General features: G+C 71.2%; 24 protein-coding genes. 20 read left to right on the top strand and 4 right to left on the bottom strand.

Translation table 11 applies throughout. From position 1 onward, the window contains the following. Nucleotides 1–38 precede the first annotated feature (38 nt). From AB0I06_RS07095 to AB0I06_RS07065, 7 genes are all read left to right on the top strand, one after another. Complete coding sequence (locus AB0I06_RS07095) at nucleotides 39–1,217, top strand: histidine kinase (protein ID WP_363117735.1); 1,179 nt, start codon at nucleotides 39–41, stop codon at nucleotides 1,215–1,217. A gap of 13 nt (nucleotides 1,218–1,230) precedes the next feature. Beyond that, nucleotides 1,231–1,689, top strand: a complete 459-nt coding sequence (locus AB0I06_RS07090) for a response regulator transcription factor (RefSeq protein WP_363117734.1) — start codon at nucleotides 1,231–1,233, stop codon at nucleotides 1,687–1,689. 241 nt (nucleotides 1,690–1,930) lie between these two features. Then, nucleotides 1,931–3,148, top strand: a complete 1,218-nt coding sequence (locus AB0I06_RS07085; protein ID WP_363117733.1) for a metallophosphoesterase — start codon at nucleotides 1,931–1,933, stop codon at nucleotides 3,146–3,148. A 252-nt stretch (nucleotides 3,149–3,400) separates the two neighbouring features. Then, nucleotides 3,401–4,723 carry a lipase family protein gene (locus tag AB0I06_RS07080; RefSeq protein WP_363118033.1) on the top strand — a complete coding sequence of 441 codons (1,323 nt, stop codon included), beginning with the start codon at nucleotides 3,401–3,403 and terminating at the stop codon, nucleotides 4,721–4,723. A 218-nt stretch (nucleotides 4,724–4,941) separates the two neighbouring features. Then, nucleotides 4,942–5,418: an Lrp/AsnC family transcriptional regulator gene (locus AB0I06_RS07075; RefSeq protein ID WP_363117732.1), complete on the top strand. Its 477-nt coding sequence runs from the start codon at nucleotides 4,942–4,944 to the stop codon at nucleotides 5,416–5,418. A 19-nt stretch (nucleotides 5,419–5,437) separates the two neighbouring features. Further along, nucleotides 5,438–6,133: an HAD family phosphatase gene (locus AB0I06_RS07070; protein WP_363117731.1), complete on the top strand. Its 696-nt coding sequence runs from the start codon at nucleotides 5,438–5,440 to the stop codon at nucleotides 6,131–6,133. Nucleotides 6,134–6,430: 297 nt separating this feature from the next. After that, entirely contained in the window at nucleotides 6,431–7,189 is a 759-nt protein-coding gene (locus AB0I06_RS07065; RefSeq protein ID WP_363117730.1) for a DUF4142 domain-containing protein, read from the top strand. Nucleotides 7,190–7,468: 279 nt separating this feature from the next. Here the strand turns inward: AB0I06_RS07065 and AB0I06_RS07060 are convergent, their stop codons facing one another. Further along, nucleotides 7,469–8,236 (bottom strand): LysR family transcriptional regulator substrate-binding protein, encoded by a 768-nt coding sequence (locus tag AB0I06_RS07060; protein WP_363117729.1) that lies wholly within the window; start codon nucleotides 8,234–8,236, stop codon nucleotides 7,469–7,471. Nucleotides 8,237–8,294: 58 nt separating this feature from the next. Between AB0I06_RS07060 and AB0I06_RS07055 the strand changes: the two genes are divergently transcribed. The 7 genes from AB0I06_RS07055 to AB0I06_RS07025 all read left to right on the top strand — a co-directional run bounded on the left by AB0I06_RS07055 (nucleotide 8,295) and on the right by AB0I06_RS07025 (nucleotide 15,048). Then, a complete protein-coding gene (locus tag AB0I06_RS07055) occupies nucleotides 8,295–8,678 on the top strand; it encodes a DUF5997 family protein (protein WP_363117728.1) in 384 nt (127 codons plus the stop codon). Nucleotides 8,679–8,879: 201 nt separating this feature from the next. Further along, nucleotides 8,880–10,232, top strand: a complete 1,353-nt coding sequence (locus AB0I06_RS07050) for a sugar ABC transporter substrate-binding protein (RefSeq protein WP_363117727.1) — start codon at nucleotides 8,880–8,882, stop codon at nucleotides 10,230–10,232. Continuing rightward, the gene (locus tag AB0I06_RS07045; protein ID WP_363117726.1) at nucleotides 10,229–11,140 is read left to right on the top strand and encodes a sugar ABC transporter permease; all 912 of its coding nucleotides are present in this window, start codon (nucleotides 10,229–10,231) and stop codon (nucleotides 11,138–11,140) included. The genes AB0I06_RS07050 and AB0I06_RS07045 overlap by 4 nt, the downstream gene beginning before the upstream one ends. Next, complete coding sequence (locus tag AB0I06_RS07040; RefSeq protein WP_363117725.1) at nucleotides 11,137–12,081, top strand: carbohydrate ABC transporter permease; 945 nt, start codon at nucleotides 11,137–11,139, stop codon at nucleotides 12,079–12,081. Before AB0I06_RS07045 ends, AB0I06_RS07040 begins: the two co-directional genes overlap by 4 nt. Nucleotides 12,082–12,105: 24 nt before the next feature. Beyond that, nucleotides 12,106–13,014, top strand: a complete 909-nt coding sequence (locus AB0I06_RS07035) for a 5-dehydro-4-deoxyglucarate dehydratase (protein WP_363117724.1) — start codon at nucleotides 12,106–12,108, stop codon at nucleotides 13,012–13,014. Then, nucleotides 13,011–14,270 (top strand): glucarate dehydratase family protein, encoded by a 1,260-nt coding sequence (locus AB0I06_RS07030; RefSeq protein WP_363117723.1) that lies wholly within the window; start codon nucleotides 13,011–13,013, stop codon nucleotides 14,268–14,270. Before AB0I06_RS07035 ends, AB0I06_RS07030 begins: the two co-directional genes overlap by 4 nt. Nucleotides 14,271–14,559: 289 nt before the next feature. Then, entirely contained in the window at nucleotides 14,560–15,048 is a 489-nt protein-coding gene (locus tag AB0I06_RS07025; protein WP_363118032.1) for a hypothetical protein, read from the top strand. On the opposite strand, the gene AB0I06_RS07020 is transcribed toward AB0I06_RS07025, so the two are convergent. Continuing rightward, entirely contained in the window at nucleotides 15,014–15,433 is a 420-nt protein-coding gene (locus tag AB0I06_RS07020) for a hypothetical protein (protein WP_363117722.1), read from the bottom strand. The genes AB0I06_RS07025 and AB0I06_RS07020 overlap by 35 nt on opposite strands. A gap of 300 nt (nucleotides 15,434–15,733) precedes the next feature. On the opposite strand from AB0I06_RS07020, the gene AB0I06_RS07015 reads away from it, so the two are divergent. After that, entirely contained in the window at nucleotides 15,734–16,963 is a 1,230-nt protein-coding gene (locus tag AB0I06_RS07015; protein ID WP_363117721.1) for a transcriptional regulator, read from the top strand. Nucleotides 16,964–17,120: 157 nt separating this feature from the next. Then, nucleotides 17,121–18,638 carry an aldehyde dehydrogenase gene (gene adh / locus AB0I06_RS07010; RefSeq protein ID WP_363117720.1) on the top strand — a complete coding sequence of 506 codons (1,518 nt, stop codon included), beginning with the start codon at nucleotides 17,121–17,123 and terminating at the stop codon, nucleotides 18,636–18,638. A gap of 62 nt (nucleotides 18,639–18,700) precedes the next feature. On the opposite strand, the gene AB0I06_RS07005 is transcribed toward adh, so the two are convergent. Beyond that, nucleotides 18,701–20,008: an RICIN domain-containing protein gene (locus tag AB0I06_RS07005; RefSeq protein WP_363118031.1), complete on the bottom strand. Its 1,308-nt coding sequence runs from the start codon at nucleotides 20,006–20,008 to the stop codon at nucleotides 18,701–18,703. A gap of 100 nt (nucleotides 20,009–20,108) precedes the next feature. Then, a complete protein-coding gene (locus AB0I06_RS07000; protein WP_363117719.1) occupies nucleotides 20,109–21,539 on the bottom strand; it encodes an endo-1,4-beta-xylanase in 1,431 nt (476 codons plus the stop codon). 665 nt (nucleotides 21,540–22,204) lie between these two features. Between AB0I06_RS07000 and AB0I06_RS06995 the strand changes: the two genes are divergently transcribed. The 4 genes from AB0I06_RS06995 (at nucleotide 22,205) to AB0I06_RS06980 (ending at nucleotide 26,194) form a co-directional block, all read left to right on the top strand. Then, complete coding sequence (locus tag AB0I06_RS06995; RefSeq protein ID WP_363117718.1) at nucleotides 22,205–23,674, top strand: non-reducing end alpha-L-arabinofuranosidase family hydrolase; 1,470 nt, start codon at nucleotides 22,205–22,207, stop codon at nucleotides 23,672–23,674. 111 nt (nucleotides 23,675–23,785) lie between these two features. Then, a complete protein-coding gene (locus tag AB0I06_RS06990) occupies nucleotides 23,786–23,944 on the top strand; it encodes a hypothetical protein (RefSeq protein ID WP_363117717.1) in 159 nt (52 codons plus the stop codon). 354 nt (nucleotides 23,945–24,298) lie between these two features. Next, complete coding sequence (locus AB0I06_RS06985; RefSeq protein WP_363117716.1) at nucleotides 24,299–24,859, top strand: phosphodiesterase; 561 nt, start codon at nucleotides 24,299–24,301, stop codon at nucleotides 24,857–24,859. Nucleotides 24,860–25,093: 234 nt separating this feature from the next. After that, complete coding sequence (locus AB0I06_RS06980; RefSeq protein WP_363117715.1) at nucleotides 25,094–26,194, top strand: glutamate--cysteine ligase; 1,101 nt, start codon at nucleotides 25,094–25,096, stop codon at nucleotides 26,192–26,194. Nucleotides 26,195–26,459: the final 265 nt, after the last annotated feature.

Here is a 26,459-nt window from a genome sequence, read left to right as displayed (position 1 = left end):
CGGCCGGCGCTGCTCGGAGTGAGGGAGTGGAACCGCCCATGGTGTGGCGACAGTGGCCGGTCCTTCATGACCGGATCGCAGACGCGCTGCCCGCGGTACCGCTGATCGTGATCGCCACGGCGGCGACGGCCGTCGGCGGGAACGACTGGCACGCGCCGCGTTGGCACGAGGTCGTGTGGACAGCGCTGTCCTGCATGCCCTTGGTCTTCCGGAGCCGCCGGCCGCTGGGGGTCGCTCTGTTCACGGTGGCGGGCGACCTGACGCTGATGGCCGTCGCCTCGCACATCGCGCCGACCCCGGCGGCGAGCCTGATCGCCCTGTACACCCTCGCCGTACACGGCAGCCGGCGCACCGTGTGGAGCGTCGGTGTGGTCGCGGCGGTGGCGATCACCGGTGTCCACGCCGCCACCCACGCCGAGTCGCTGGTGGCGGGGGCCAGTCTGCTGCGCTTCGACGCCGTGCTCGCCGCCACCGCGCTGGGCCGGGTCGTCCGGAGCCGACGTGAGAATCTGACGGCGGCCAGGGAACGCGTCGAGCGTGCCGAGCGCACGCGGGAGGAGGAGGCGCGGCGCCGGGTCGCCGAGGAACGCGTGCGCATCGCCCGCGATCTGCACGATGTCGTCGCCCACCACATCACCCTGGTGAACGCCCAGGCCGGTGTGGCGCACCATCTCATGCGCGCCAACCCCGACCATGCGTACGAGGCGCTGGCCCACATCAAGGACAACAGCCGCGCCGCCCTCGACGAACTCCGTTCCACGGTCGGCCTGTTGCGCCAGCCCGACGACGCGCCGGGCTCGCGGGCGCCCATCCCTCGCCTGGCCGATCTCGACAGCCTGGTGGGCGGATTCCGGGCGAGCGGGCTCTCCGTGTCCGTGACCCGGACCGGGGATCCGTCCCCGCTGGCGCCGGCCACCGAGCTGACCGCCTACCGGATCATCCAGGAAGCCCTCACCAACTCCCACAAGCACGCCTCGGCGACACGGACCGAAGTCGTCCTGGACTACGGGCCGCGCGCGCTCCGGGTCACCGTGACGGACGACGGGCGCCCCGGCGCGTCCAAGGGCGCAGGCACCGGTCACGGGCTGATCGGCATGCGTGAACGAGCCCTCGCCACCGGCGGCACCGTCACCGCGGGGCCCCGGCCGGAGGGCGGCTTCCAGGTCTTCGCCGAGCTGCCCCTCTCACTCGCCCCCACCCTGCCCGACGCCCCGTGAGGAATCACCCGTCATGCCGATTCGCGTCCTGCTCGCCGACGACCAGGCCCTGCTCCGGGGCGCCTTCCGGCTCCTGATCAACGCGCAGCCCGACATGAACGTCGTCGCGGAGGCATCCAACGGTCGGGAAGCGGCCCGGCTGGCCCGGTCCGAGCGCGCCGACATCGTGGTCATGGACATCCGGATGCCCGAGGTCGACGGCATCGAGGCCACGCGGCTGATCGCCCAGGACGAGGACCTGGCCGGAGTCAAGGTCCTCGTCCTGACCACCTTCGAGGAGGACGACCTGGTCATCGAGGCCCTCCGAGCCGGCGCGAGCGGCTTCCTGGGCAAGGGAGTCGAACCGGCCCAACTGCTCGACGCCGTCCGGCTGGTGGCGGCCGGTGCCAAACTCGGCGCCCGCGACCGGGCCCAACTCGTCGTCATCGCCTACGAGGCCGGCCTGGTACGCGCGGGAGAACGGAAGGGCTGAGGCACCGGCCCGGCCGGGTCCCTCTGTGGGGGGCGGTGGGCAGTCCGGGGACTGTTATCGGTCACAGTCGCGACTGACGAACCGATGGTCTTCACCTGCCACCGCCGGCGTCTGACCGGCGCGTGTCGGGGTACCGCTCGGACAGCGGGGCGGGCGGTACCCCGGCGTGAGGGGGGAAAGATCCCCTGGAGGACGACCGGATACAGTGCGCGAGACGGCGACCCGCTGAGGGAGGAGAGCCGTGACCGACACCAGCAATACCCGGCCCACCGAGGGCGCGGCGAAAGCGCCGCGGCGGAGCCGGTTGTACCTCCTGATGCGCTTCCTCCCCCTGGTCGCCCCCGTTCTGCTGTGGGCCGTGCCGTGCTGGGTGCTCCTGCACGGCGGCCAGCACTGGCCACCGCCCGTCACGCTGCTCGGCACCGCCCTGTTCGCCCTCGGCCTCGTCTGCATGCCGCTCGCGATGGCGCGCGGCCACGGCCGGCGGCAGCAGGACCGGGCGGCGATCATCGGTGACACGCTGCTGGGCGTCAGCTGGGTCCTGTTCACCTGGTCCGCTCTGCTCGGCGTCCTGTTGCGGCTCGCCCTGGCGGTGGCCGGTGCCGGCGAGAGTCAGGACCGCGCCCGCATCGTCACCTGGACCGTCCTCGGCGTCGCCGCCGTCCTGCTCGTCTGGGGATACGCCGAGGCCCGCCGTGTGCCGCGCGTACGCCGACTCGATGTGCGACTCCCGCGGCTGGGCGCCGGGTTGGACGGGTTGCGTGTCGTCCTCATCACCGACACCCACTACGGCCCGCTCGATCGCGCCCGCTGGTCGGCGAGGGTGTGCGAGACGGTGAACACGCTGGATGCCGATCTGGTCTGCCACACCGGCGACATCGCGGACGGCACGGCCGAACGCCGCCGCGCCCAGGCCGCCCCCCTCGGCACGGTGCGGGCCACCCGGGCCCGGGTCTACGTCACCGGCAACCACGAGTACTACAGCGAGGCCCAGGGCTGGGTCGACCTGATGGACGAACTGGGCTGGGAGCCGCTGCGCAACCGCCATCTGCTGCTCGAACGCGACGGCGACACCCTCGTGGTCGCCGGCGTGGACGACGTCACCGCGGAGTCCTCCGGCCTGGCGGGCCACCGCGCCCATCTCGCCGGAGCCCTGGACGGCGCAGACCCGGACCTGCCCGTCCTGCTCCTGGCACACCAGCCCACGTTCGTCGACCGGGCGGCAGCCGCCGGCATCGACCTCCAGCTCTCCGGCCACACCCACGGCGGGCAGATCTGGCCGTTCCACCACCTCGTCCGCATCGACCAGCCCGCACTCGCCGGCCTCAGCCGCCATGGCTCCCGCACCCTCCTCTACACCAGCCGCGGCACCGGCTTCTGGGGCCCGCCGTTCCGCGTCTTCGCCCCGAGCGAGATCACCCTGCTGGTGCTCCGCGGCCCGCACGGGCCCACCGCGTAACAGCGCGGACTGCCGCCGTACCGGCCCACCTCGTCACAGCGCCGACTCCTCGCCGCACCGGGCGGGGCAGCGCGCCGACGCGCTCATCCCGCCGCGGACTTGCTCCGGCAAACAGTTACCCGAACGTAACTTGGAGAGGTGTTACCAGCGGTAACTACCGGTGCTACTTTTTCGCGCAATCACGCACCGCAGCAGCACGAGGAGTGAGCCGTGAGCCGATACCGAAGCCGTGCGCGTTCCACCTCCCACCGTCTGGCCGCCACCGCGCTCGCCACCGCGGCCTGCGTCTGCGTCTGCGCCGGCGCGGCCACGGCCGACGCCACCGCGACCGACACCGGACCCGTCGTGTCCCGGGGGGTCGCCATTCCGGCCTTCTACACCCCGCCCACCCAACTGCCCGCTACCAACGGCGCGTTGATCCGACAGGAGCCCCTCCCCCTGGGGCTGTCGCTGCCCGGTCTCGACGGCCGCCCCCTGCCGGGCACCGCCACCCGGCTGATGTACAGGTCCACCGACTCCGACGGCCGAGCCGTCGCGGTGACCGGCGCTTACATCGAGCCGTCGGCGAAGTGGCAGGGCGACGGACCCCGCCCGCTGGTGGCGGTGGCCTCGGGGACCATGGGCCAGGGCGACCAGTGCGCGCCGTCGTTCGCCCTGCAACACCCCCTCACGGTGAACGGACAGACCCTGTCCGTCGCCTACGACAACCTGGCGATCTACCGTCTCCTCGCCACCGGAGCGGCTGTCGTCGTGACCGACTACGTCGGCCTGGGCGCCACCGACCGTCTGCACACCTATGTCAACCGCCTGGACGAGGGGCACGCGGTGCTGGACGCCGTGCGCGCGGCGCGCGCCCTGCCCGGCACGTCCCTCACCGCGGGCTCCCGCGTCGGCCTGTACGGGTACAGCGAGGGCGGCGGCGCCGGCGCCTCCGCGGCCGAACTCCAGCCGACGTACGCGCCCGACGTCCACCTGGCCGGCACCTACGCGGGCGCGCCGCCCGCCGACCTGACCGCCGTCATGAAGGGGATCGACGGGAGCGCCCTGGCCGCCGCCCTGGGCTGGGCGATCAACGGTTTCGTCCAGGCGTACCCCGGCATGCGGGACGTCGCCGAGGCCAACCTGAACGACGCCGGGCGCAAGGCCCTCGCCGACGCCTCGACCATGTGCGTCGGCGAGGCAGTCATCCGCTACGGCTTCACCCGGAGCGGCGCGTGGACGACCAGCGGCAAGTCCGTCGCCGAGGTCATCGCCGACGAACCGCGCGCCCGGGCCGTCCTCGACGAGCAGCGCATCGGGACGCTCAGGCCGGCCGGTCCGGTCCGGGTGAGCACCGGCGTCCAGGACGACATCGTTCCGCACGCCCAGGCCCGTCAACTGGCCGTGGACTGGTGCCGCAAGGGCGGCGAGGTCACCTACAAGGCCCTCGACCTGCCCAACCTCGGGGACAGGATCCTCACCAATCACCTCGCTCCCCTCATCGCCGACCAGGAAGCGGCGATCTCCTGGCTCACCGACCGCCTGGAGGGCAAGCCGGCCGCGTCCAACTGCTGGACGATGCCGTTCCAGCGCTGACCGGGCCATCCGGCGGGCCTGCCCCTCACCGCCCCTTCACCGCACCGGCCGTGAGTCCACTGAACATGGCGCGGCGGGATCCGCAGCGCCATGGACTCGCCCGCCTCGGCATCCCGGGGACCACTGGCTCAACCGCACCCTTCTAGACTGGCCCATTGGTACTGCCGGAGCGGCTGGGGAGCCGCCCCGGCAGAGCCAGTGGACGAGGAGGACGTGCCATGGCCGTGGACGAGCTGGACACCCGCATCCTGCGGTTGCTGCTGGAACAGCCGCGCACGAGTGTGCGCGAGTACGCCCGGGTCCTGGGGGTCGCCCGCGGCACCCTCCAGGCCCGGCTCGACCGGCTGGAGCGTGACGGTGTGATCACCGGCACGGCACCGGCCCTCTCCCCCGCCGCGCTCGGGCATCCGGTGCTCGCGTTCGTGCACATCGAGGTCACCCAGGGCCATCTCGACGAGGTGGGCGACGCGCTGGCGGCGGTGCCGGAGATCGTCGAGGCGTTCTCGATCACGGGTGGCGGGGATCTGCTGGCCCGGGTGGTGGCCCGGGACAACGCACACCTGGAGGACGTCGTGCAGAAACTGATCAGCATGCCGGGGGTGGTGCGCACCCGTACCGAGGTCGCCCTGCGCGAACGGGTCTCCCACCGGATGCTGCCGCTGGTGGAGTCGATCGGGCGGTCGGCCCGCGGATGACCTTTGAGAGCATGGCGTCATGAGCAGGCTCCGCGGGACATCGGTCATCTTCGACCTCGACGGAACGCTCGTGGACAGCGAGCCGAACTACTACGAGGCAGGCCGGCAGACGCTCGCGGCATACGGCGTCCACGACTTCACCTGGGCGGATCACGAGCGGTACGTCGGCATCAGCACGCAGGAGACGGTCGCGGACTGGAAGGAGCGCTACCGGTTGCCCGCCTCGGTGGACGAACTCCTCGCCGCCAAGAACCGTCGCTATCTGGAGCTGGCCCGCGGCGGCACCCGTGCCTACCCGCAGATGCGCGCGTTCGTCGAGCTGCTCGCGGCCGAGGGGGTGCCCATGGCCGTGGCCTCGGGATCGTCCCCACAGGCCATCGCGGCGGTGCTGACCGGGACCGGGCTGGACGCGCATCTGCGCACGGTGGTCTCCGCCGACGAGGTCGCGCACGGCAAACCGGCTCCGGACGTCTTCCTCGAGGCGGCCCGCAGGATGGGGGCGGCCCCGTCCGACTGTGTCGTCCTTGAGGACGCGGCACCGGGCGCCGCCGCGGCGCATGCGGCCGGCATGCGGTGCATCGCGATCCCGTACGTCCCGGCCCAGGCGGGCGCACCGGAGTTCGCCACCGCGGACCTCCTCCTGCCGGGTGGGCAGGAGGAGTTCACGGCGCGCTCCGCGTTCGACTGGCTCGCCGGCCCGGCCGGGCCGGCCTGAACTGGCCTTTCCCGACCCGTACACCGGCACGGCTCGGTCCGGGCACCGCGAACCGGTGGACCCGTTGCCCACGATCATCGGCGAGGCCGCACACCTCGCGCCGGCCAGGCTGTGCGACCTGGACCGGCTGATCGACGCGTGCGCCGCGAACACCGGAACGGGGACAAGGTGGTGAGCACGGCGGCCGTGGCCTCGTACCGGCCCTGAACCTTCCAAATTTTTCGCGGCAGCGGTGATTGTTTCGCCCCTGCCGTACGTACCTCCTGGTGTTGGGCCGTTCATATCCCAGGAGGCACGATGCGCATCTCGCGCAGCACGGCAGGAACCGCGTTCGTGGGCGGTGCGATGATCCTTACGCTCACCGCGCTCGCCTATCCCAGCATGCTGGGCGTGCAGAACGCGGCTTCCGGCCAGGACCGCATCATCGCCAACACTCAGTGGGGCCCGCTGAGCGAGGCGGACCGCGACTTCGTGGTCCGCGTGCGCGCGGCCGGCCTCTGGGAGTACCCGCTGGGACAACTGGCGATGCAGCGGGGCACGACGCCGGCGATGAAGGAAGTCGCCAAGCACCTGCTGGTGGGGCACGGCCGGCTCGACGCGTCCTGCCGCAAGGTCTCCACGGACCTGGGCATCACCCTGCCGAACGAGCCGTCTCCGCAGCAGCAGCAGTTCGTGGCGACGGCGGAAGGCAGCTCCGGCAAGGAGTTCGACTCCACGGCCGTGACCATCATGCGCGTCGCGCACGGAGGTATCTTCCCGACGATCGCCAAGATCCGGGCGACCACCCGGAACAGCCTGGTGCGGGAGCTGGCCGACCAGACCAACGACACCGTGCTCGACCACATCACGGTCCTGGAGAAGACCGGTCTGATCAATCACGAGCAGGTGGCCTTCCAGATCACCGCCCCTCCCAAGCTGCCCCAGGATCAGACGACGCCGCCGCCTCCGCAGCCGGGTTCGCCGGTCCGGGTGCTGCCGGTCCCCGAAGACCTGAAGGATTTTCAGACGGTCGCTCCCAATCCGTCCTTCGGCGCGCCGTCCCCGTCGGCGGGCTGAGCGAAGGCGGCGGGCGCGGGGCGGAACGCCACGGGCGCCGGGCGGAGGGCCAGGGGCACCGGCCGCGAGGTCAGGGGCGTCAGGCGGAGGGCCAGAGGCACCGGCCGGAAGCCGGGAGCGTCCGCCGGAGGGCCAGAGGCACCGGCCGGAAGCCGGGAGCGTCGGCCGGAAGACCAGGGGCGTCGGGCGGAGGGCCAGGGCCTGGAGGCCCGCGTGGCGGGCGGGTGAGCGTCCTCGCCGTCGGCCGCCCGCCCCGCGCCGGGGCGAGGGGCCGCCGTTCTAGGACCGTCGGCGGGGCCTGCCCCGCTTGCCGCCCTTGGCGGTGGCGCCCGAGCCGCCCGCGCGCCGGTTCGCGCCCTGCTGCTTGGCCCCCGCCGGCTTCTTCCGGCCACCGCCCTTCTCCGCACGCCCGGACTTCTCCTGCGCGGGAGGCTGCGGGCGGCCCCGCGTGCTGTTGACCGTGCGCCCGCGGACGATGCCGATGAAGTCCTCGACCTGGTCGGTCTTGGCGTCCTCGGGCCAGGCGAGGACCACGCTCGACTCGGGGGCGTCCCGCAGCGGCCGGTGGGTGAGGTCCTTGCGGTGGTGCAGGCGGGCCAGCGACAGCGGGACGACGAGCACGCCGATGCCGGCCGCGACCAGTTCGACGGCGTCGGCCGTGGTGGCGGGGCGTTCGAACGCGGGCCGCCCGGGCAGGGCCTCCCAGTCGAGGACGTCGTCGAGGGGGTGCAGCACGATGTCGTCGGCCAGATCCTCCGGCTCCACCTCGTCGACGGCCGTGACCAGGTGCTCCTTGGGCACCACCACGACGGTCTGCTCGGTGTAGAGAGGGATCGCGCTGAAGACCGTACGGTCCACGGGCGTACGGACGAGGCCCGCGTCGGCGTCCCCGCCCAGCAGCCGGTCGGCCGCCGCTTCCGCGGGCACCTGTGTGAGGACCAGCGGGACATCGGGCTGCCGCTCGTTCCAGACGCGCACCCATTTGTCGGGCATCACCCCGGGGACGTAGGCGAGCCGGAACGAGGGGGTTGCATCCGAGCCTGTCACCTCGCCAGGTTACCGGCCGTGGTCGGGGGGCGTGCACACGCTCGATACGCTGGACGGCATGACGTCGCACCAGAGCACCCAGACGATGAAGCCCGCCACCGCGGCGAAGAAGCTGGGTGTGTACCTCGAGGCCACACCCGCCGAGTTCCGTGAGGGTGTCGTCTCGCGCGCCGAGCTGAACGAGCTCCAGGCGAACCCGCCGCAGTGGCTGAAGGACCTGCGGCTCAACGGCCCGCACCCCCGGCCCGTGGTCGCGGCCAGGCTCGGGGTCTCCATCGCGGGGCTCGCCCGCGCGGGCGTCACCGAGCCCCTCACCACCGAGCAGATCGAGGCGCTGAAGCAGGAAGCCCCCGAGTGGCTCGAGCGGGAGCGCACCACGCAGGCGGAGGTCCGCAAGGAAGCCGCCCGGATCAAGAAGAAGAACACCGAACGCCAGAGCTGACCTCCCCCTCCCGTCATTTTCGGACGGCCCCCACCGGATGACCCGGTGGGGGCCGTCCCTGTTTTCAGGGGCTTCCAGAGCCTCGTGTGGCCTCGGTGAAATCTTTCGGCCATGTCTTGACATGGCGATGACGCGATCCGTAGCTTGGCCGATCATTTAGATTCGTGAAGCGGGTTCACGAATATGAACGGAGAACCATCCATGCGGGATCGCCGACGCTGGATCGACACGCGGCTTCGCCGCGGGCACCGCCTGGCCGCCACGCTCGCCGTCTCGGGGCTCCTGTTCGGAACGGCCGCCTGCGGCTCCGGTTCCGGCAGCGCCCGGGCCGGCGATCCGAACACCCTGGAGGTGTGGACCCGGAGCGATCCGGAGTCCGCCCAGACCTACGACCGCGTGTTCGCGGCCTTCACCAAGAAGACCGGGATCAGAATCGACTACCAGCCGGTCATGAACTTCGACCAGCAGTTGCAGAGCCGGGCATCGGTCAAGGACCTGCCGGACGTCATGATCAACGACACCGCGCTGATGGGCAGCTACCAGGCCCAGGGCCTGCTCAAGCCGGTCACTCCGGCCTCGATCGCGGGCCACGACGAGATCACCGCCAAGTCCTGGTCGTCCACGGTGGGCCGCGACGGCAGGCACTACGGCATCCCGTACTCCCGTCAGGCCATGACCCTGTTCGTCCGCAAGGACTGGCGCGAGAGGCTCGGCCTGCCGCGGCCGAGGACCTGGCAGGACACCCTCGCCCTCGCCAAGGCCTTCGCCACCCGCGATCCGGACGGGGACGGCAGGAAGGACACCTACGGGATGGTCGTCCCGGGCAGCGCCCAGAACGGCTACGTCGCCTGGTGGGGAGCCAGTTACCTGTGGCAGGGCGGGGTCCGGATCCTTCGGAAGGAGGGGTCGGGCTACCGGCCCGCCATGGACTCGCCGGCCGCCCTGCGCACCGTCACCTGGATGAAGAAGAACCTCTTCTGCGGCGACAACGGTGTCATCCAGCCCAGCGCCCTGACCTCCGTCACCGCGAACACCACCAACTTCCAGGACGGCAACGCCGGGATGTACCTCACCGGCCCCTACAACATCTCCACGTTCGACAAGGCGCTCGGCAAGGACAAGTACGAGGTGCTGCCCGCCCCTTCGGGCCCGGCCGGCAACAACGACGTGCTGGCCGACGGCGAGAACATCTACTTCGGCGCCCGGACCGGCAAGGCGAAGCAGGAACAGGCACTCGCCGCGTTCCTCGTCTCCCCCGAGGGCCAGGAACTCGCCATGACCGGCGACCACCAGCCCGTCGTGCGCATCCCGGTCAACTCCACGCTGGACGCGGCGAAGGTGCGCGACGACCCCCGCTGGAGCGTGGTGCAGACGGCGTACGAGCGGGCCTCCGCGCAGTTCCCCAACGCGCCCGACTTCGCCCCGATCAAGCAGGACACCGCCGACGCGCTCAACGCGATCTTCACCTACTGCGGCAGCGACGTCCGCTCCGGCCTGAAGGAACTCAACGACACCCTCGCCGGTGACCTCAAGGACCAGGACCTGTTGAAATGACCGCGACCGTGACGACACCCGGGCCGCGCAGAGCCCAGATCATCGGCAAGAAGACCGTACTGCCCTGGCTGTTCCTCGCCCCGGCTCTGCTGCTGGCCCTCGTCTTCAAGTTCCTGCCGATGGGCAAGGGCCTCTGGCTCAGCTTCTTCGACGTGCGGCCCTTCCTCGGTGACAAGTGGGTCGGCCTCGACAACTACACGCGGGTCCTCACCGACCACCGCTTCCAGGACGCCATCGGCCACACCCTGCTCCTCGGCGTCGGCATGTCCCTCGGCGGGATCGTCGTCGGCTCCGCGCTGGCGCTGCTGCTGGAGGGCCAGGCCCGCTCACTGAAGATCGTCCGCACCGCCGTCTTCCTGCCCGTCGTCACCGCCACCGCGGTGGTCGGCGAGCTGTGGCGGCTGATGTACTACCCGACCTCCGACGGCCTCATCAACAGCGGACTCGGACTGCTGGGCCTCGGTCCCGTGCCCTACCTCGACAACCCCGGCACCGCGCTGTGGGCGACGATGGCCATGGGCGTCTGGATGCTCGCCCCGTACAACATGGTGATCATCCTGGCCGGTCTCGCGGGAGTGGACCGCTCGCTGTACGAGGCCGCCGCCATGGACGGCGTCTCGCTCTGGCAACGGCTGCGGCACATCACGCTGCCGGCCATCCGGCCCGCCCTCGGCATCGTCCTGACCCTCGCCGCCATCCGCGGACTGCGCGTCTTCACCGAGGTGTACGTCCTCACCGGCGGCGGCCCGGCCGGGTCCACCGACGTGTGGATGACCCGCGCCTACACCCTCGGCTTCACCCGTAACGACATCGGCGGCGCCTCGGCCGCCTCCGTGGTTCTGCTCTGCGTGACGCTGCTGCTCACCGTCACGGTCAACCACCTCCGCAAGAGGGGAGACGTGCGATGAGCGCCCCCGCCATCGACCCCGTCCGCACCCCGGTGACCGCCTCGCCCGCGCGCACGTCCACCGGGAGACAGCGCACCACCCCCGCCCGCTTCGACACCGCCCTCGGCTGGAGCGACCGGCCGGGCCCCGCCTGGGCGCTGCGCGTCCTGCTCTGCCTGCTCGCCCTGGGCGTCTTCGCGGCACCGTTCCTGACGATCTTCTCCGGCGCCTTCAGCGAGAAGGCCAGCGGCTCGACCCTGTCGTTCCTGCCGCACCACCCCACCCTGCTGAACTTCCAGGTGGCAGGCGAGCGCGGCATCTGGGACTACTTCGGCAACTCCCTGGTCATCGCGGGCGGCGGACTGCTGCTCCAGCTCGTCGTCTGCACACTCGCCGCGTACGCCCTGGCCCGGCACAGGTTCCGCGGCCAGGCACTGGTCCTGACCCTGTTCATGCTGACGATGATGCTGCCGGAGGAGGTCATCGCCATCCCGCTGTCGCTGGTCCTCGGCCATGTGCCGGTGGTCGGCCTCGATCTGAAGGGCACCGTCTGGGGCGTGATCCTGCCGCTGGGCGCCTGGGGGTTCTCGGTGATGGTGCTCACCGAGTTCATGAAGGACATCCCCACCGAGATCGAGGAGGCCGCCCGCATCGACGGCGTGGGCGAGCTGCGGATGCTGTGGCAGGTCGTCCTGCCGCTGTGCAAGCCCGCGCTCGGCGTGGCCGGGGTGCTCGGCTTCATCATGATCTGGGACCAGTACCTGCTGCCCCTGATCGCCGCCAAGGACCCCACCGACTACACGGTCACCGTCGCCCTGTCCATCCTGCGCACCGACCCCGAGGTCGGCTCCGGGGTGGTGCTGGCCGGTGCGGTCATCGCCCTGATCCCCAGCCTGATCGTCTATCTGCTCCTCCAGCGCTCGCTGGTCACCGGCATCGCAGCCGGTGCCACCAAGGGCTGACCACCCCCCACGTATGAGGGAGACATGAAGTTCCACGGAGTGCTGTTCTTCCCGGTCACGCCGTTCGCGGCGGACGGTTCACTGGACGAGGAACGGCTGGCCCAGCACATCGAGTCGGGGGTCGCCGCGGGCGCGGGAGGTGTGTTCGTCGCCTGCGGCACCGGCGAGTTCCACGCACTGTCGACCGACGAGATCGAGCGTGCCACCCGGGTCGCCGTCACGACGACGGCCGGACGGGTCCCGGTCCTCGCGGCGGCAGGCGGTCCCACGCCGGTCGCCCGGGAGCAGGCCGCCCGCGTCGAACGGGCCGGTGCCGACGGCATCCTGCTGCTGCCGCCCTACCTGGTCAGCGCCCCGCAGCAGGGCCTTGTGCGGTACGTCGAGGAGGTCAGCGCCGGTACCGGGCTGCCCGTCGTCTTCTACCAGCGCGGCACCGCCCGGCTCACCGCAAAGACGGCCGCCGAGATCGCCGCCCTGCCCGGGGTCGTCGGCCTCAAGGACGGCATCGGGGACATCGAGCGGATGCACCGCATCGTCCGGGCGGTGCGGGCCGTGCCGGGCGCGGAGGACTTCCAGTTCTTCAACGGGCTGCCCACCGCCGAGATGACCGCGCCCGCCTACCGGGGCGTCGGCGTGGAGCTGTACTCGTCGGCGGTGTTCGCCTTCGCCCCGGAGATCGCCCTGGCCTTCCACCGGGCCCTCGCCGAGGGCGACGACGCCCTGGTCTCCCGGCTCCTCGACGAGTTCTACGACCCACTGGTCGCCCTGCGCGACGAGGTCCCCGGTTACGCCGTGTCGCTCGTCAAGGCCGGTGTGACCCTGCGCGGCCCGGACGTCGGCGGCGTCCGGGCGCCCCTGCTCGACCCGACGCCGGAGCACATCGCCCGGCTCGCGAAACTCCTCGACCACGGCCTGGAGGTGGTCGCCGCATGAGCGTCCGCGACGCCACACGCATCCGCGAGCTGATCGTCACCCCGATCGCCTTCGGCGACCCGCCGCTGCTCAACTCCAACGGCATGCACGAACCCCTCGCCCTGCGGATCATCCTCCAACTCGTCCTGGAGGACGGCACGGTGGGGCTCGGCGAGTCGCCGGGCGGAGCGGCGCGTCTGGAGCGGCTGCACGTCGCCGCGAAGGTCGTCGTCGGCATGGACGTCTTCGACACCACCGCCGTGTCCGCGGCGATCGACGCGGCCCTGCTGCCGGGCGTGCCGAGCTCCCACGAGCGCGGCTGGACCACCTCGGCGGTGGAGGTGGCCTGCCTGGACGCCCAGGGCAGGCTGCTCGGCCGTCCGGTCAGCGACCTGCTGGGCGGAAAGGTCCGCGACGCGGTGCCGTTCGCCGCGTACCTCTTCTACAAGTGGGCCGAGCACCCCGCGCTCGACGGCCGTGCCGCCCTCGGCGACGACTGGGGCGAGGCCCTCGACCCGGCGGGGATCGTCGAGCAGGCCCGGCTCATGCAGGAGCGTCACGGCTTCCGGTCGTTCAAGCTCAAGGGCGGCGTCTTCCCGCCCGACGAGGAGATCGCCGCCATGCGGGCTCTGGCGGAGGCCTTCCCGGGGCAACTGCTGCGTCTCGACCCGAACGTGGCGTGGACGGTCGAGACGTCGAAGTACGTCGCCCGCGAACTGGCCGGTGTCATCGAGTACTTGGAGGACCCGACCAAGGGCATCCCCGGCATGGCGGAGGTGGCGAAGGACTCCCCCATGCCGCTCGCGACCAACATGTGCGTGATCGCGTGGGAGCATCTGAGGCCCGCCGTCGAGCAGGGCGCGATCCAGGTGCTGCTCACCGACCACCACTACTGGGGCGGGCTGCGCCGCACGCGCGAACTGGCCGCCGTCTGCGAGGCGTTCGGGCTCGCCCTGTCCATGCACTCCAACTCGCACCTGGGCATCAGCCTGGCCGCCATGACCCATGTCGCCGCGGCCATCCCCAACCTCGACCACTCCTGCGACACGCACTACCCGTGGAACTCGGCGGACGACGTGATCGTGCCGGGCGTGCTGGAGCTGCGTGACGGGGAGGTCCAGGTGCCGACCGGGCCCGGGCTGGGTGTCGAGCTGGACCACGACCAGCTGGAGCGGCTGCACCGCAGGTACGTCGCCTCCGGGATGCGCAGCCGGGACGACACCGGCTACATGCGGCGGTTCCACCCGGAGCACGAGCTGCGGCTCCCCCGCTGGTGACCCGCGTGCGCCCCTCGCTCGGGAGGGGCGCACGCCCACAGTGGTGACCGACTCCGCCGGAGCGGCCGGACGTGCGCGAAGTTGATCGCTCACTTACGCGACGACACCGCCGAACGCCCTCTTTCGACCGGGGCGGGACCGACCCAAACGCCAGACCACGCCACCCCTTCCGGCACGTAGAAATATCTACCAGCATGGCTACGGCCGGACGGCACGCGGAACCCGCGGGTCACCGGCTCTGTTCAGCACGCGCCCGACCGCGGCGCCGCCGACTGTCCCTGGGGTGGCCATGCACAGCGTCATGTGGAAGCAAGCCGTCGAGTGGCTCGCCGCGGCCGCCACGGACCCCAAGGAGTGCAAGCGCGAGTGGGACTACGGCGCCGGCACGGTGCTCGTGCAGGCCGGGCGGTACTGGGACGTGCTCAGCGTTCCCGACCGGCTCGGCCTCCTCGCGCTGGACATCCTGTGGCGCGATCCGTTGAAGGTGCCGGGCCCCACACTGGTGGACTGCGCCGCGCGAAGAGTGGGGTTCTTCCTGCCGCCGGACCCGGTCAGCGAGTGGGTCGGTTTCGGAGTGCGGCACGTCGGGCGGGGTTCCTGGGTCGCCGTGCCACCGCCGTACCGGCCCGCCGGGCGCCTGGAGTGGCTCGTCCCGCCGGACGGAACCGGCACCCTGCACACGCCCGGCACGCTCGAAACGGCCCTGCGAGAGGCCAGCGGCACCCTCGCGGTGCTGGCGCCGGTCAGCGCGGAGCCGGTGGTGACGGACGGCTGGTGAGACGGGCACCGGACGAGGGAGTCGCCGGGCCCGCGTGACGGCCGGACGCGGGGCGGGTGCCGGCCGGGGCGGCCGGGCCGGGGTGCCGGCCGGCGGGCGGATGGGGAGTGTGCGCGGGGTGCGGGGCGGCGGGGACGACCGGGCCCAGGTGCCGGCCGGCGGTCCACGAGGTGACGGCGGTCCAGGTCTCGCTCTCGGCCGGCGCGGCGAAGGACACCCACTGACCGTCGCGGTGCTCCGGGACGGTGTGCCCCCTGGCCTCCCACTCGGCGACCAGCGCCGCGTAGATGGGCGGATGTCCCGCGTATCCGCTGGTGAGTTCGGCGTACGAGCGGGGCGCGGCGTCGTTCCCGGGAAGGCGCCGAGCGGTCTCCGTGCTGTCCATGCCAGGAAAACGCGGGGTCGCACACCGGTGGTACGCGGGCCGCACGCCCTCCGTCGGGTCGAGTGAACGCGTCACCCGAACGGCGGCGTGCGGACACCGGACAAACATCCAGTCAGGCGGTCGCCCGTTCAGGGCGGAGGGCGATTCCCGGCCGACCCGTCGCTTCCCGGCCAGGACGCCTCCCCCGACCCGTCCCGGCGGAAGGTCGCTGCCGGGTTCGACGGGATTCTCGACCGGGGCGGGCGCATCCGGTAACACTGACCTGACGCCGGGAAACCGGCACGACGGCAGGGAGAGGCCATGTCACAGCGCCCTGACCTCCGGCAGCGCAGGGCCGTGCTGGAGCACGAGTGGTCCCGGTGGGTGCCGCGGCTGAGCGTCCCGGGCGCGCGGCCGGGTGTCACCGCGACGTTGCGCGACGAGGTGACGCAGTCCTGGGCCCGGTCGCTGGGCAGCGTGGACCCGGGCCGGGACAGTGCCCCGGTCACCGACGGCGGTCAGGTGCACCGGCGCTGGACGTCCTCACCGCTGTACCGGCCGGTCACCGAACTCGCCGGGGAGTTGCACAGCATCGCCGAGGACGCCGGGTTCGTCACCGCGGTCACCGACGAGTCCGGCACCATCCTATGGACCTGCGGCGGTCCGACCATGCGCCGCCGGGCCGAGCGGGTCAACTTCGCGCCGGGCGGCCGCTGGGACGAGCAGGCCATGGGCACCAACGCGTTGTCCCTCGCCCTGCGCACCGGCCGTCCCAGCTTCGTCTTCTCGGCCGAGCATCTGGTGTCGGCCCTGCACGGCTGGGTCTGCTACTGCGCCCCGGTGCACGGCCGGGACGGCCGCGTCCTCGGCGTACTGGACCTCTCCACGACCTGGGACCGCTCGCATCCCCTGGCCATGTCCACCGTCCGCACGCTGGTGTCGACGATCGAGGCCCGGCTGACCGCGGAGGTGCCCCGCCCGGGCCGGCTGCGGCTCACGTGTCTGGGCTCCGAACGGGCCGTGCGCGAGGGGCAGCCCCTCGCCCTGCGGCCCCGCCAGTTGGAGATCCTCACCCTTCTCGCCCTCGAACCCGCGGGCTTCTCCCCCGAACGGCTGCGCGCGGCCCTGTACGGCGACCGGCCGGTCACGTCCTCGACCTTCAAGGCCGAGATCTCCCATCTGCGCCGGGCGCTGGGCGGCGCGATCAGCCCCCGCCACTACGCCCTCACCGCTCCCGTGTCCTGCGACGCCGCGGACGTCCTGCGCGCGCTGGAGCAGGGCGACACGGACACCGCCCTGCTCCGCTACGGTGGCCCGCTCCTGCCCCGGTCCGAGGCCCCCGGCATCGAGGAGTGGCGCACCCGTCTCGAGGTGGCGGTACGCGAGGCCGTGCTGGCGAGCACTCGTCCGGAACACGCCCTGCGCCACGGCGAACGCGCGCCGTACGACGCGGAGATCCATGAGCACGCGCTGCGGCTGCTCGCCCCGGACGACACGCGCCGCGCGATAGCGGCGGGCCGGCTGACGACGGCTCTGCGGGACTGGGACTGACGTGTTCTTCGCGACCAGGCGCTGAGGTGCCCTGGAGGAGCCGGGCCGGCGGCACGGCATCGCGCGCCAACCTCGCGCCAACCTCCCGGAAGCACAGTGGGGGCCGTCACGACGGCACGGACCGTCACCGCACCGCCCTTCACCGAGGAGAGCCGCCATGGTGTACGCGCAGCCCGGAACCGACGGCAGCATCGTCACCTTCGCCCGCCGCTACGACAACTTCATCGACGGCGAGTGGACCGCACCCGTCGAGGGCCGCTACTTCGACAACCCGACCCCCGTGACGGGCAAGACCTTCTGCGCGGTGGCCCGTTCCACCGCCGCCGACGTCGACCTCGCCCTGGACGCCGCGCACCGGGCGGCCGAGCGGTGGGGCCGCACGTCCACGACGGAACGCGCGAACATCCTGAACCGGATCGCCGACCGCGTGGAGCAGCACCTGGAGAAGATCGCCGTCGCCGAGACCTGGGAGAACGGCAAGCCGGTCCGCGAGACCCTGGCCGCCGACATCCCGCTGGCCGTGGACCACTTCCGCTACTTCGCCGGGGTCGTCCGCGCGCAGGAGGGCAGCATCGCGCAGCTCGACGAGGACACCGTCGCGTACCACTTCCACGAGCCGCTGGGCGTGGTCGGCCAGATCATCCCCTGGAACTTCCCGATCCTGATGGCCACGTGGAAGCTCGCCCCCGCGCTGGCCGCGGGCAACTGTGTCGTCATCAAACCGGCCGAGCAGACCCCGGCCAGCCTGCTCTACGTCATGGAGCTGATCGCCGATCTGCTCCCGCCGGGTGTGGTCAACGTCGTCAACGGCTTCGGCGTGGAGGCGGGCAAGCCGCTGGCCTCCAGCCCGCGGGTGGCGAAGGTGGCGTTCACCGGCGAGACGACGACCGGCCGTCTGATCATGCAGTACGCGAGCGAGAACATCATCCCCGTCACCCTGGAGCTGGGCGGCAAGAGCCCCAACATCTTCCTGCCCGACGTCATGGCCGCCGACGACGACTTCCTGGACAAGGCCGTGGAGGGCTTCGTGATGTTCGCCCTCAACCAGGGCGAGGTCTGCACCTGTCCGTCCCGCGCCCTGATCCCCTCGTCGATCTACGACGACTTCATGGCCCGCTGTGTCGAACGCACCGAGGCCATCGTCGGCGGCGACCCGCTGGACCCGGCCACGATGATCGGCGCGCAGGCGAGCAACGACCAGTACGAGAAGATCCTCTCCTACCTCGACATCGGCAGGAAGGAGGGCGCCGAGGTCGTCACGGGCGGCAACCCCCGTGCCGTGCCCGGCCTGGAGGGCGGCTACTACATCGAGCCGACCGTCTTCCGTGGCACCAACGACATGCGGATCTTCCAGGAGGAGATCTTCGGTCCGGTCGTCTCGGTCACGACGTACGACTCGGTCGACGAGGCCCTGAAGATCGCCAACGACACCCTGTACGGCCTCGGGGCGGGCGTCTGGACCCGCGACGGCAACACGGCCTACCGCCTGGGCCGCGAGATCAAGGCGGGCCGGGTCTGGACGAACTGCTACCACGCCTACCCGGCGCACGCGGCGTTCGGCGGCTACAAGAAGTCCGGGATAGGCCGCGAGAACCACAAGATGATGCTCGACCACTACCAGCAGACCAAGAACATCCTCTGTTCCTACAGCCCGAAGAAGCTCGGGTTCTTCTAGTCGCCCGACGTGGACGGAGTGGAGCCGGGATCGTCCTGGCTCCACTCCGTGGTGCGTGGGTGTCACTGGAACTGTGCGAAGAACCTCCAGATCTCTGCCTTGGTCCAGGTGGTGACGCCGCTTTCGCCGGAGGAGCCGTCGACCGGACCGGGCATGTGGCCTCCGTCGAACGCGGCCCACTGGACCGGGTATCCGGCACGGCAGCCCGCGTAGGTGGTGGTGATGTGTGTACGGCTGCCCGGCGAGGGCTCGCGCGGGCTCTGCGGGGTGCAGCCGTTGTTGGTGACGAACTTGTCGCGCAGGGACCGTCCCTGCCCGATGTTGAGGACGTTGTCGCTGACGCCGTGGATTCCGAAGTAGGCGATCGGCTGGTTGCCGCCGCTGCACCCGCTGATCTGGGCGCCGGAGATGACGGCCACGGCCCTGAAGACGTTCGCCCGGCTGCATGCGAGTGCGTAGCTCATGCCGCCGCCCCAGCTGAATCCCGTGGCGAAGCGCTGTGCCGGGTTGACGCAGAGGCCGCCCTCGATGCGCCGGATCATGTCGTCGACGAAGGTGACGTCCTCACCGCCCGAGTTGGCCCAGCCGTTGCCGAGGCCCTGGGGGGCGACGAGGATCGCGCTGTTGTTCGACTGCTCCTGCTGGCCGTAGTAGGACCAGGCGCTGCCGCTCGTGCCGCCCGAGGCGACGTCGCCGGCGGTTCCGCCCCGCCAGTGGAACGCGAAGATCAGCCGGTAGGGGCGGCTGTTGTCGTAGTTGGCGGGAACCCTGAGGATGAAGCTGCGGCTCTTGCCGCCGCTCTGGATCGTGTGCGTACCGCTCGCCAGGGTCGGGGCGCTGCCGCATCCGCCGCCGCCACCCCCACCGGACGACAGTTTGACCAGCTGCCATTGCTGGTTGGTGCCGCCCCAGTCGGAGTACTGGACGACGTTGCCGCCGTCGGCGGTGGAGGCTCCCTGCACCTCCACGGCCTTGCCGCTGGAGCGGTTGATCAGCCGGACGTGGCCCGCCTCGGAGTCGGCCAGGCGGAACTGCTGGTTGGCCCCGTTGTGGTCGGCCCACTGCTGTATCGCGGCACCGTCCGCGGTCGAGGAGCCGGCCACGTCGAGGACCTTGCCCGAATGCCGGGCCTTGAGGCGGTAGAAGCCGTCGCCGGACGCCACGAACTGCCACTGCTGGTGGGCTCCGTCGTTGCGCGTCCACTGGCCGAGCCGCGCGCCGTCGGCGGTGGACGCGCCGGAGACGTCCAGCGCCTTGCCGCTGTTGCGGTTGACCAGGACGTACCAGGCATTGGGGTCCACCGTCGCCGCCTCGGCGGGCGTCGGATTCACCGCGACGAGCATGCCGATCGCGAGGGTCGCCGCCAGCACCGCGGCGATGCGGGACCACCAGCGATGTCGTCGCACAGGAGCGGGGGAAACCGCGCCGTAGGTCTTCATCGATTCGCCCCTTTGTCCGTGACGGGTCCCATCAGGCCCTCGTCCAGCGCTGGTTGGCGCTGTTCGAGCAGGAGGAGAGCTGGATCAGGGTGCCGTTGGCCGTGCCGCCCGAGACGGCGTCGAGGCAGAGGCCGGACTGGACGCCGACGATGGATCCGTCGGAGCCGAGGCGCCATTTCTGGTTGTCGCCGCCCCAGCAGCTGTAGATCTGGACCTTGGTGCCGTTGCCGGTGCCGGCGGCGTCCAGGCACTTGTTGCCGTAGACCGTGAGCTCGCCGGCGGCGGTGTACGTCCACTGCTGGTTGGTGCCGCTGTGGCAGTCCCACAGCTGGACCTGGGTGCCGTCGGTGGTGCTGCTGCCGGGCACGTCCAGGCAGCGGCCCGAACCGACGCCCTTGATCGTTCCGGAACCCGCAGGGGGCGTGGTGGAGCCGCCGTTGAGCGCGTTGAGGACGGCGGTGTAGGCGGGCTTCTTGCTGCCGTTGCCGTTGAACAGCAGCGGCGTCTGGTCCGCTCGCCAGGAGTCGGTGTCACGCACACCCCAGACGGTGATGCCGAGGCAGCGCGGGACGGCCAGGCAGTCGTTGGTCACGTTGGCGTACGTCGTGGCCGGGGCGCCCTGGATGTCGAGTTCGGTGATGGCCACGTCGACGCCGAGGGCGGCGAAGTTCTGCAGGGTGGTGCGGAAGTTGCTGTTGTAGGGGCTGCCGCTGTTGAAGTGCGACTGGAAGCCGACGCAGTCGATCGGCACGCCGCGCTGCTTGAAGTCCCGGACCATGGCGTACATGGCCTGGGTCTTCGCCCAGGTCCAGTTCTCGACGTTGTAGTCGTTGTAGCAGAGCTTGGCGGCCGGGTCGGCGGCGCGCGCGGTGCGGAAGGCGACCTCGATCCAGTCGTTGCCGGTGCGTTGCAGGTTGGAGTCGCGCCGGGCTCCCGAACTGCCGTCGGCGAAGGCCTCGTTCACGACGTCCCACTGGGCGATCTTGCCCTTGTAGTGCGCCATGACGCCGTTGATGTGGTTGATCACGGCCTGGCGCAGCGCGCTGCCGCTGAGGCTCTGCATCCAGCCGGGCTGCTGGGAGTGCCACGCCAGGGTGTGGCCGCGGACCTTCTTGCCGTTCTGCACCGCCCAGTTGTAGACGCGGTCGGCGGCGGTGAAGTTGAACTGGCCCCGCTGTGGTTCGGTGGCGTCGATCTTCATCTCGTTCTCGGCCGTCACCGAGTTGAACTCACGGGCCGCGATCGACGTGTACGCCGAGTCGCCCAGCCTGCCCGAGGCGATGGCGGTGCCGAAGTAGCGGCCGCTCTGCGCCGCGGCGGCGCCGAGGGTGTTCTCGGCGGCCTGTGCGGTCTGCGGCGTGACCAGTGCGACGAGCGTACTGAGGATGCCGACGACCAGCGCCAGCAGCGGGCCGCGCATCTTCAGGCGGACAACCGGTTTGGGGAGGGCGTACGAGCCCATGACTGTGCCTCCAGGGTAGGCATCGAGGAAGGACCGAAGGGCAGGACGGCACCCGGCCGGCCGTCGGGTGGCGTTCGGCGGGCGGCGGCGGTGTCTCGACACAGGCATGGGCACTCCATCGCGGCTCAGCCGGGGGACCGCCACGCGGCGTCGCGTACCTCTTCGACTGCGCGAAGAGCCAGGAGCGCTGGTGCGAACCTCACCGGAACGAAACGGGGTGGCGCGGGTGCTCGGGGTGCGGATCCGTCGTGCGGCTGTGTGTGGATCTGCCGTGCGGCACGGATTGCTCAGGGGTCGGCTTGATGGTTCGGCATCTCGAACCACGGCCGCCTCTTCGACAGGGATGATTGAGGCGTTGACGATGTATCGTCAACACCTCCCGCAGAAGAATTTTTCGGCTCTCCCCCCGAAACCTTTCGGTGCTCGGCGAGCCGCGGGAGGAACCTCCGGCGCCCCCCGTCGGCAGGCGCCACGGTCCCCCCTGAGCCAGGTGCTGTTTGTGGACAGTTCTGCGACAGGCCTTGACCAACTGGTCCCACATTCCTAGCTTGTGGCGTCGAAGCATCCGGGAAATCTTCGAAACATTCGAGATCCCATACTCGGCCCGTCCGCTCCTCGCTTCATCGGGCCACCTCACCCCCCACCCAGTCGAAGGAGGCCCTCCGATGTGGTCTCGCCACCCTTCCCCGATCCGTCCGAGACGCTTGCTCGCCGTCCTGGCGCCCTTATTGCTCGTGGTCACCTTCCTCGGCGCCCAGCCCGCCGGCGCGGCGACGGTGGACCCCAACGCCTCGTATGTGCTGGTCAACCGCAACAGCGGCAAGGCCCTGGATGTCTACAACCTGGCAACCGGCGACGGCGCCCGCATCACCCAGTGGACCAGGAACGACCAGGCCCAGCAGCAGTGGCAGTTCGTCGACTCCGGGGGCGGTTACTACCGCATCAAGTCCCGCCACTCGGGCAAGGTTCTGGACGTCCACAACCAGTCCACCGCGAACGGCGGATCGATCGTCCAGTGGACCGACCTGAACGCGACCAACCAGCAGTGGCGGCTTGCCGACAGCTCGGACGGCTACGTGAGGCTCATCGCGCGCCACAGCAACAAGGCCCTCGAAGTCCAGGGCGCTTCGACCGCCGACAACGCCGAGGTCGTCCAGTACGACGACTGGGGCGGCGCCAACCAGCAGTGGCAACTCGTCAAGGCCGGCAGCACCGACCCCGGCTCGTGCGCGCTGCCGTCGACATACCGCTGGACATCGACGGGCGCCCTGGCCCAGCCCAAGCCGGGGTGGGTCTCGCTCAAGGACTTCACCGTCGTCCCCTACAACGGCAAACAACTCGTGTATGCGACCACGCACGACACGGGGACGCGTTGGGGTTCGATGAACTTCGGCCTGTTCACCAACTGGTCGGAGATGGGCTCGGCGAGCCAGAACGCGATGTCGAACTCCACCGTCGCGCCCACGCTGTTCTACTTCGCGCCGAAGAAGATCTGGGTGCTCACCTACCAGTGGGGCGGGAGCGCCTTCTCCTACCGGACGTCGAGCGACCCCACCAACCCGAACGGCTGGTCGTCCCCGCAGGTGCTCTTCTCCGGAAGCATCACCGGCTCGGGAACGGGACCGATCGACCAGACGCTCATCGGTGACGGGACGAACATGTACCTGTTCTTCGCCGGTGACAACGGCAAGATCTACCGGGCCAGCATGCCGATCGGGAACTTCCCGGGCAGCTTCGGCGCGTCCTCGACCGTGGTGATGAGCGATACGACGAACAACCTGTTCGAAGCCCCGCAGGTGTACAAGCTCCAGGGCCAGAACCGCTACCTCATGATCGTCGAGGCGATCGGCGCGCAGGGCCACCGCTACTTCCGCTCGTTCACGGCCACCAGCCTGAACGGCTCGTGGACACCCCAGGCCGCGACCGAGGGCAACCCCTTCGCCGGCAAGGCCAACAGTGGCGCCACCTGGACCAACGACATCAGTCACGGCGAACTGATCCGTACCGGCCCCGACCAGACCATGACCGTCGACCCCTGCAATCTGCAACTGCTCTACCAGGGGCGCAGCCCCTCCTCCGGGGGCGACTACGGCCTCCTGCCCTACCGTCCGGGGCTGCTGACTCTGCGGCGCTGACGGCGTGAGACGAGTCCGGCTCCGGCAGCGAGCGGGCGGCATGGGCTCGCCGTTTCCGCTCGCCGCACAGGGGAAGTCGGGAGGCCCGTTCGACGGCGTGAAGGAGGGACCATGAGCAGTCCTGAAGCCGAACGCGAGCCCGACTCCCCCTTGGAGCGGGAAACCGGTGAACGGGACGTCCACCCGGAGGAGGAGGGACGTCCGGCCCCGGACCCGTCCGGCGGCGAGGCCCCGGACACACAGGAGGCGTCCGGCGAAGACACCGGATGACCACCACCGAGGTGCCGACGGCGGCGCCGATCGTGGACGACGGCCGTGCCGCGCGCACGGACCGGTTCACGATCGGCCCGCCTTCTCGGCGTCGTACCAGTGGCCGGTCGCGGACAAGGGAGCACAGTGGTGGGAGAGCGGACGGCCCGGTCCGTGGCGGACGCGGCGGCACCTTCTGACGGACCGGCGGCCACGGGGAAGCGACGACGTCCGGTGCCGGGGTCCTGGGCCGTCGCCGCCGTGGAAGCCGGATTCCGTCGCCTGGCCGCGATGCGCGCGGCCCCCGCGCTGCATCCCCGTGGGCTGACCTGCACGGCCGAACTGGAGGTTGTGGGCGGAACCACGCCATGGCACGTGCCATGGCTGGACGCACCCGGACGGTACGCCGCCGCGGTCCGGCTCTCCCGCGCGGCCGGCCTGCCCGGGCGGCTTCCCGACGGGCTCGGGCTCGCCGTGCGCGTTCAGCACGCCGACGGCGCCGACCGCCCTCTCGACCTGCTCCTCACCAGCAGCGGGCGGGGCGGCATCACCAGGCGTGTGCCGCTGCCGCGCGCCGACGCACTGGGTGGCCCCTACTCGAGTCTGCTCTCCTACCGGGTCGGCGGCCGCCACCGCGTCCTGGCCGCCTTTCCCCGCCGTACCGCGCAGGCGCCGGTGCACGGCGACCCGGAGAGTCTGAGGCGGACGCTGGCCGCGGGACCGCTCGTGTTCGACCTGTGTGCCGGGACCTCCGACGGCTCGTGGCGCCCCTTCGCCGTCCTCACGGTCCGCACCGCTCTGCCCCTGCCGCGGCACGAGAGCCTGGACTTCGACATCTACGCGCACAGCGTGCCGGGCTTCACCCCCGGCAGCGCCCTGGCCATGACCCGCCGCGCCGCCTACCGCGGCTCCCGAGCGGGCCGTCGGCGCGCCTGATCCCCCGGCAGTACCGCTTCACCGAGTGGCAGCGGGGCGGGGCCGTGACGGTCGGCACCGGGCCTCCGCCTTCGCATCATCGGCGCCGCACCTCCTCAACCGTGTGGGGTTTGTGATGAGCCGGTTGCGGCACTCGGTGGCAGCCCCAGAGCGCGCCTCGTCGAGGCGTCTTGCACTGCGAGGGCGTCGGAGGATCGCGAGCCGGTGCGGCCGCGAGGAAGCAGAGGGCGGTCGATGACGACGATCGGCGTGGAAGAGGAGTACCTGCTGGTGGACCCCATCGCGGGGTTCCCGGCGCCGCTGGCGGAGAAGGTCTGCATGGCGGCCGGTGCGGCGCCGTGCGTGGGTGACCAGGAGGTGCAGTCCGAGCTGCTCCAGGCGCAGGTCGAGGTGGCGACGCCGGTGTGCGGAACCCTCGACGAGGTCGGTGGGCATCTGCTGCGTCTGCGGCACGCCGTCGGGACGGCGGCCGAGGAGCACGGGTGCCGGATATCGGCCTGTGCGACGCCACCGCTGCGCGACGGGCGCCCGGTGGCGGTCACCGACCGCGCCCGCTACCGCGCCATGGCCGCGCAGGCCCCGCAACTCGTCGCGGAACAGCTGGTCAACGGCATGCACGTGCACGTCGGTGTGCCCAGCCGGGAGGCCGGTGTCGAGGTCCTGAACCGTATCCGGCTGTGGCTGCCGGTGCTGACGGCGATGTCGGTGAACTCTCCTCTGTGGGACGGTCACGACACCGGGTTCGCCAGCTGGCGCACGGTGATCTTCAACCGCTGGCAGGTGGGCGGTGTGCCTCCGGCGTTCCGCGATGCCGCGGACTACGAGCGACGGATCCAGCAGCTGGTGGAAAGCGGTCTCATCTCGGACAGCGGCCAGGTGTACTGGCAGGCACGCCTGTCCGAGCGGTATCCCACGGTCGAGGTGCGCTGCGCGGACGTCCAACTGCGCGCGGACGAGGCGGTCCTGTGCGCCGGGATCGTCCGAGCTCTGGTGCGGACCGCTCTCGCGGAGGCCACCGCCGACCGGGTGCCCGCGGCGGACTGCGCGCCGGAACTGCTGCACGCCAGCATGTGGCACGCGGCCCGGTACGGCCTCGGGGACACGTTGATCGACCCGGGCGACGGGCAGCGGCGACGGGCCGGGGACGTGCTGTGCCGGCTCCTGCGGCATGTTGCTCCGGCGCTCGACGCGTCCGGTGACACCCGGCAGGTCACGGCCCTGGTCCACCGGCTGCTGCGTGACGGCACCGGAGCCGACCGGCAGCGTGCCGCCCTGGCGGAGGGCGGTCTCCCCGCGGTCATGGACCTGATCATCGACGAGAGCACGACTCCCTGACCGCCGGGCACGGCGACCACCTCACCCGGTGAGCGAACGGCGGTGCTGAGCGAACGGCACCGTGCGTGAACGGCACCGTGACCGGGCGGCACCGCGACCCCGCGAGGCGTCACCGAGCGTGTGCGAAGTCCTGGGACCAGGGGTACAGACGGTGACGCCCGGCTTAGCCGCTCATGGTCGGGGAACCCAGAAAGACGGCACGGAGCCATCACGACCGCCCGGTGCCGGGGTGGGTCTCGGGGAGATGCCGCCCCCTGGGAGAAAG

The sequence above is a fragment of the Streptomyces sp. NPDC050674 genome (assembly GCF_040654575.1).
Classification (GTDB): Bacteria; Actinomycetota; Actinomycetes; order Streptomycetales; family Streptomycetaceae; genus Streptomyces.
The sequence above is the reverse complement of the archived record's forward strand: the minus strand, read 5'-3'. Positions and strand labels throughout refer to the sequence as shown.

Coding starts and splice junctions, on each gene's coding strand:
- AB0I06_RS07040 (WP_363117725.1), top strand. CDS start 11,137: ATGAGCGCCCCCGCCATCGACCCCGTCCGCACCCCGGTGACCGCCTCG.
- AB0I06_RS07070 (WP_363117731.1), top strand. CDS start 5,438: ATGAGCAGGCTCCGCGGGACATCGGTCATCTTCGACCTCGACGGAACG.
- AB0I06_RS07025 (WP_363118032.1), top strand. CDS start 14,560: ATGCACAGCGTCATGTGGAAGCAAGCCGTCGAGTGGCTCGCCGCGGCC.
- AB0I06_RS07090 (WP_363117734.1), top strand. CDS start 1,231: ATGCCGATTCGCGTCCTGCTCGCCGACGACCAGGCCCTGCTCCGGGGC.
- AB0I06_RS07095 (WP_363117735.1), top strand. CDS start 39: ATGGTGTGGCGACAGTGGCCGGTCCTTCATGACCGGATCGCAGACGCG.
- AB0I06_RS07065 (WP_363117730.1), top strand. CDS start 6,431: ATGCGCATCTCGCGCAGCACGGCAGGAACCGCGTTCGTGGGCGGTGCG.
- AB0I06_RS06995 (WP_363117718.1), top strand. CDS start 22,205: ATGTGGTCTCGCCACCCTTCCCCGATCCGTCCGAGACGCTTGCTCGCC.
- AB0I06_RS06990 (WP_363117717.1), top strand. CDS start 23,786: ATGAGCAGTCCTGAAGCCGAACGCGAGCCCGACTCCCCCTTGGAGCGG.
- adh (WP_363117720.1), top strand. CDS start 17,121: ATGGTGTACGCGCAGCCCGGAACCGACGGCAGCATCGTCACCTTCGCC.
- AB0I06_RS07035 (WP_363117724.1), top strand. CDS start 12,106: ATGAAGTTCCACGGAGTGCTGTTCTTCCCGGTCACGCCGTTCGCGGCG.
- AB0I06_RS07030 (WP_363117723.1), top strand. CDS start 13,011: ATGAGCGTCCGCGACGCCACACGCATCCGCGAGCTGATCGTCACCCCG.
- AB0I06_RS06980 (WP_363117715.1), top strand. CDS start 25,094: ATGACGACGATCGGCGTGGAAGAGGAGTACCTGCTGGTGGACCCCATC.
- AB0I06_RS07075 (WP_363117732.1), top strand. CDS start 4,942: ATGGCCGTGGACGAGCTGGACACCCGCATCCTGCGGTTGCTGCTGGAA.
- AB0I06_RS07020 (WP_363117722.1), bottom strand. CDS start 15,433: ATGGACAGCACGGAGACCGCTCGGCGCCTTCCCGGGAACGACGCCGCG.
- AB0I06_RS07000 (WP_363117719.1), bottom strand. CDS start 21,539: ATGGGCTCGTACGCCCTCCCCAAACCGGTTGTCCGCCTGAAGATGCGC.
- AB0I06_RS07055 (WP_363117728.1), top strand. CDS start 8,295: ATGACGTCGCACCAGAGCACCCAGACGATGAAGCCCGCCACCGCGGCG.
- AB0I06_RS07015 (WP_363117721.1), top strand. CDS start 15,734: ATGTCACAGCGCCCTGACCTCCGGCAGCGCAGGGCCGTGCTGGAGCAC.
- AB0I06_RS07050 (WP_363117727.1), top strand. CDS start 8,880: ATGCGGGATCGCCGACGCTGGATCGACACGCGGCTTCGCCGCGGGCAC.
- AB0I06_RS07045 (WP_363117726.1), top strand. CDS start 10,229: ATGACCGCGACCGTGACGACACCCGGGCCGCGCAGAGCCCAGATCATC.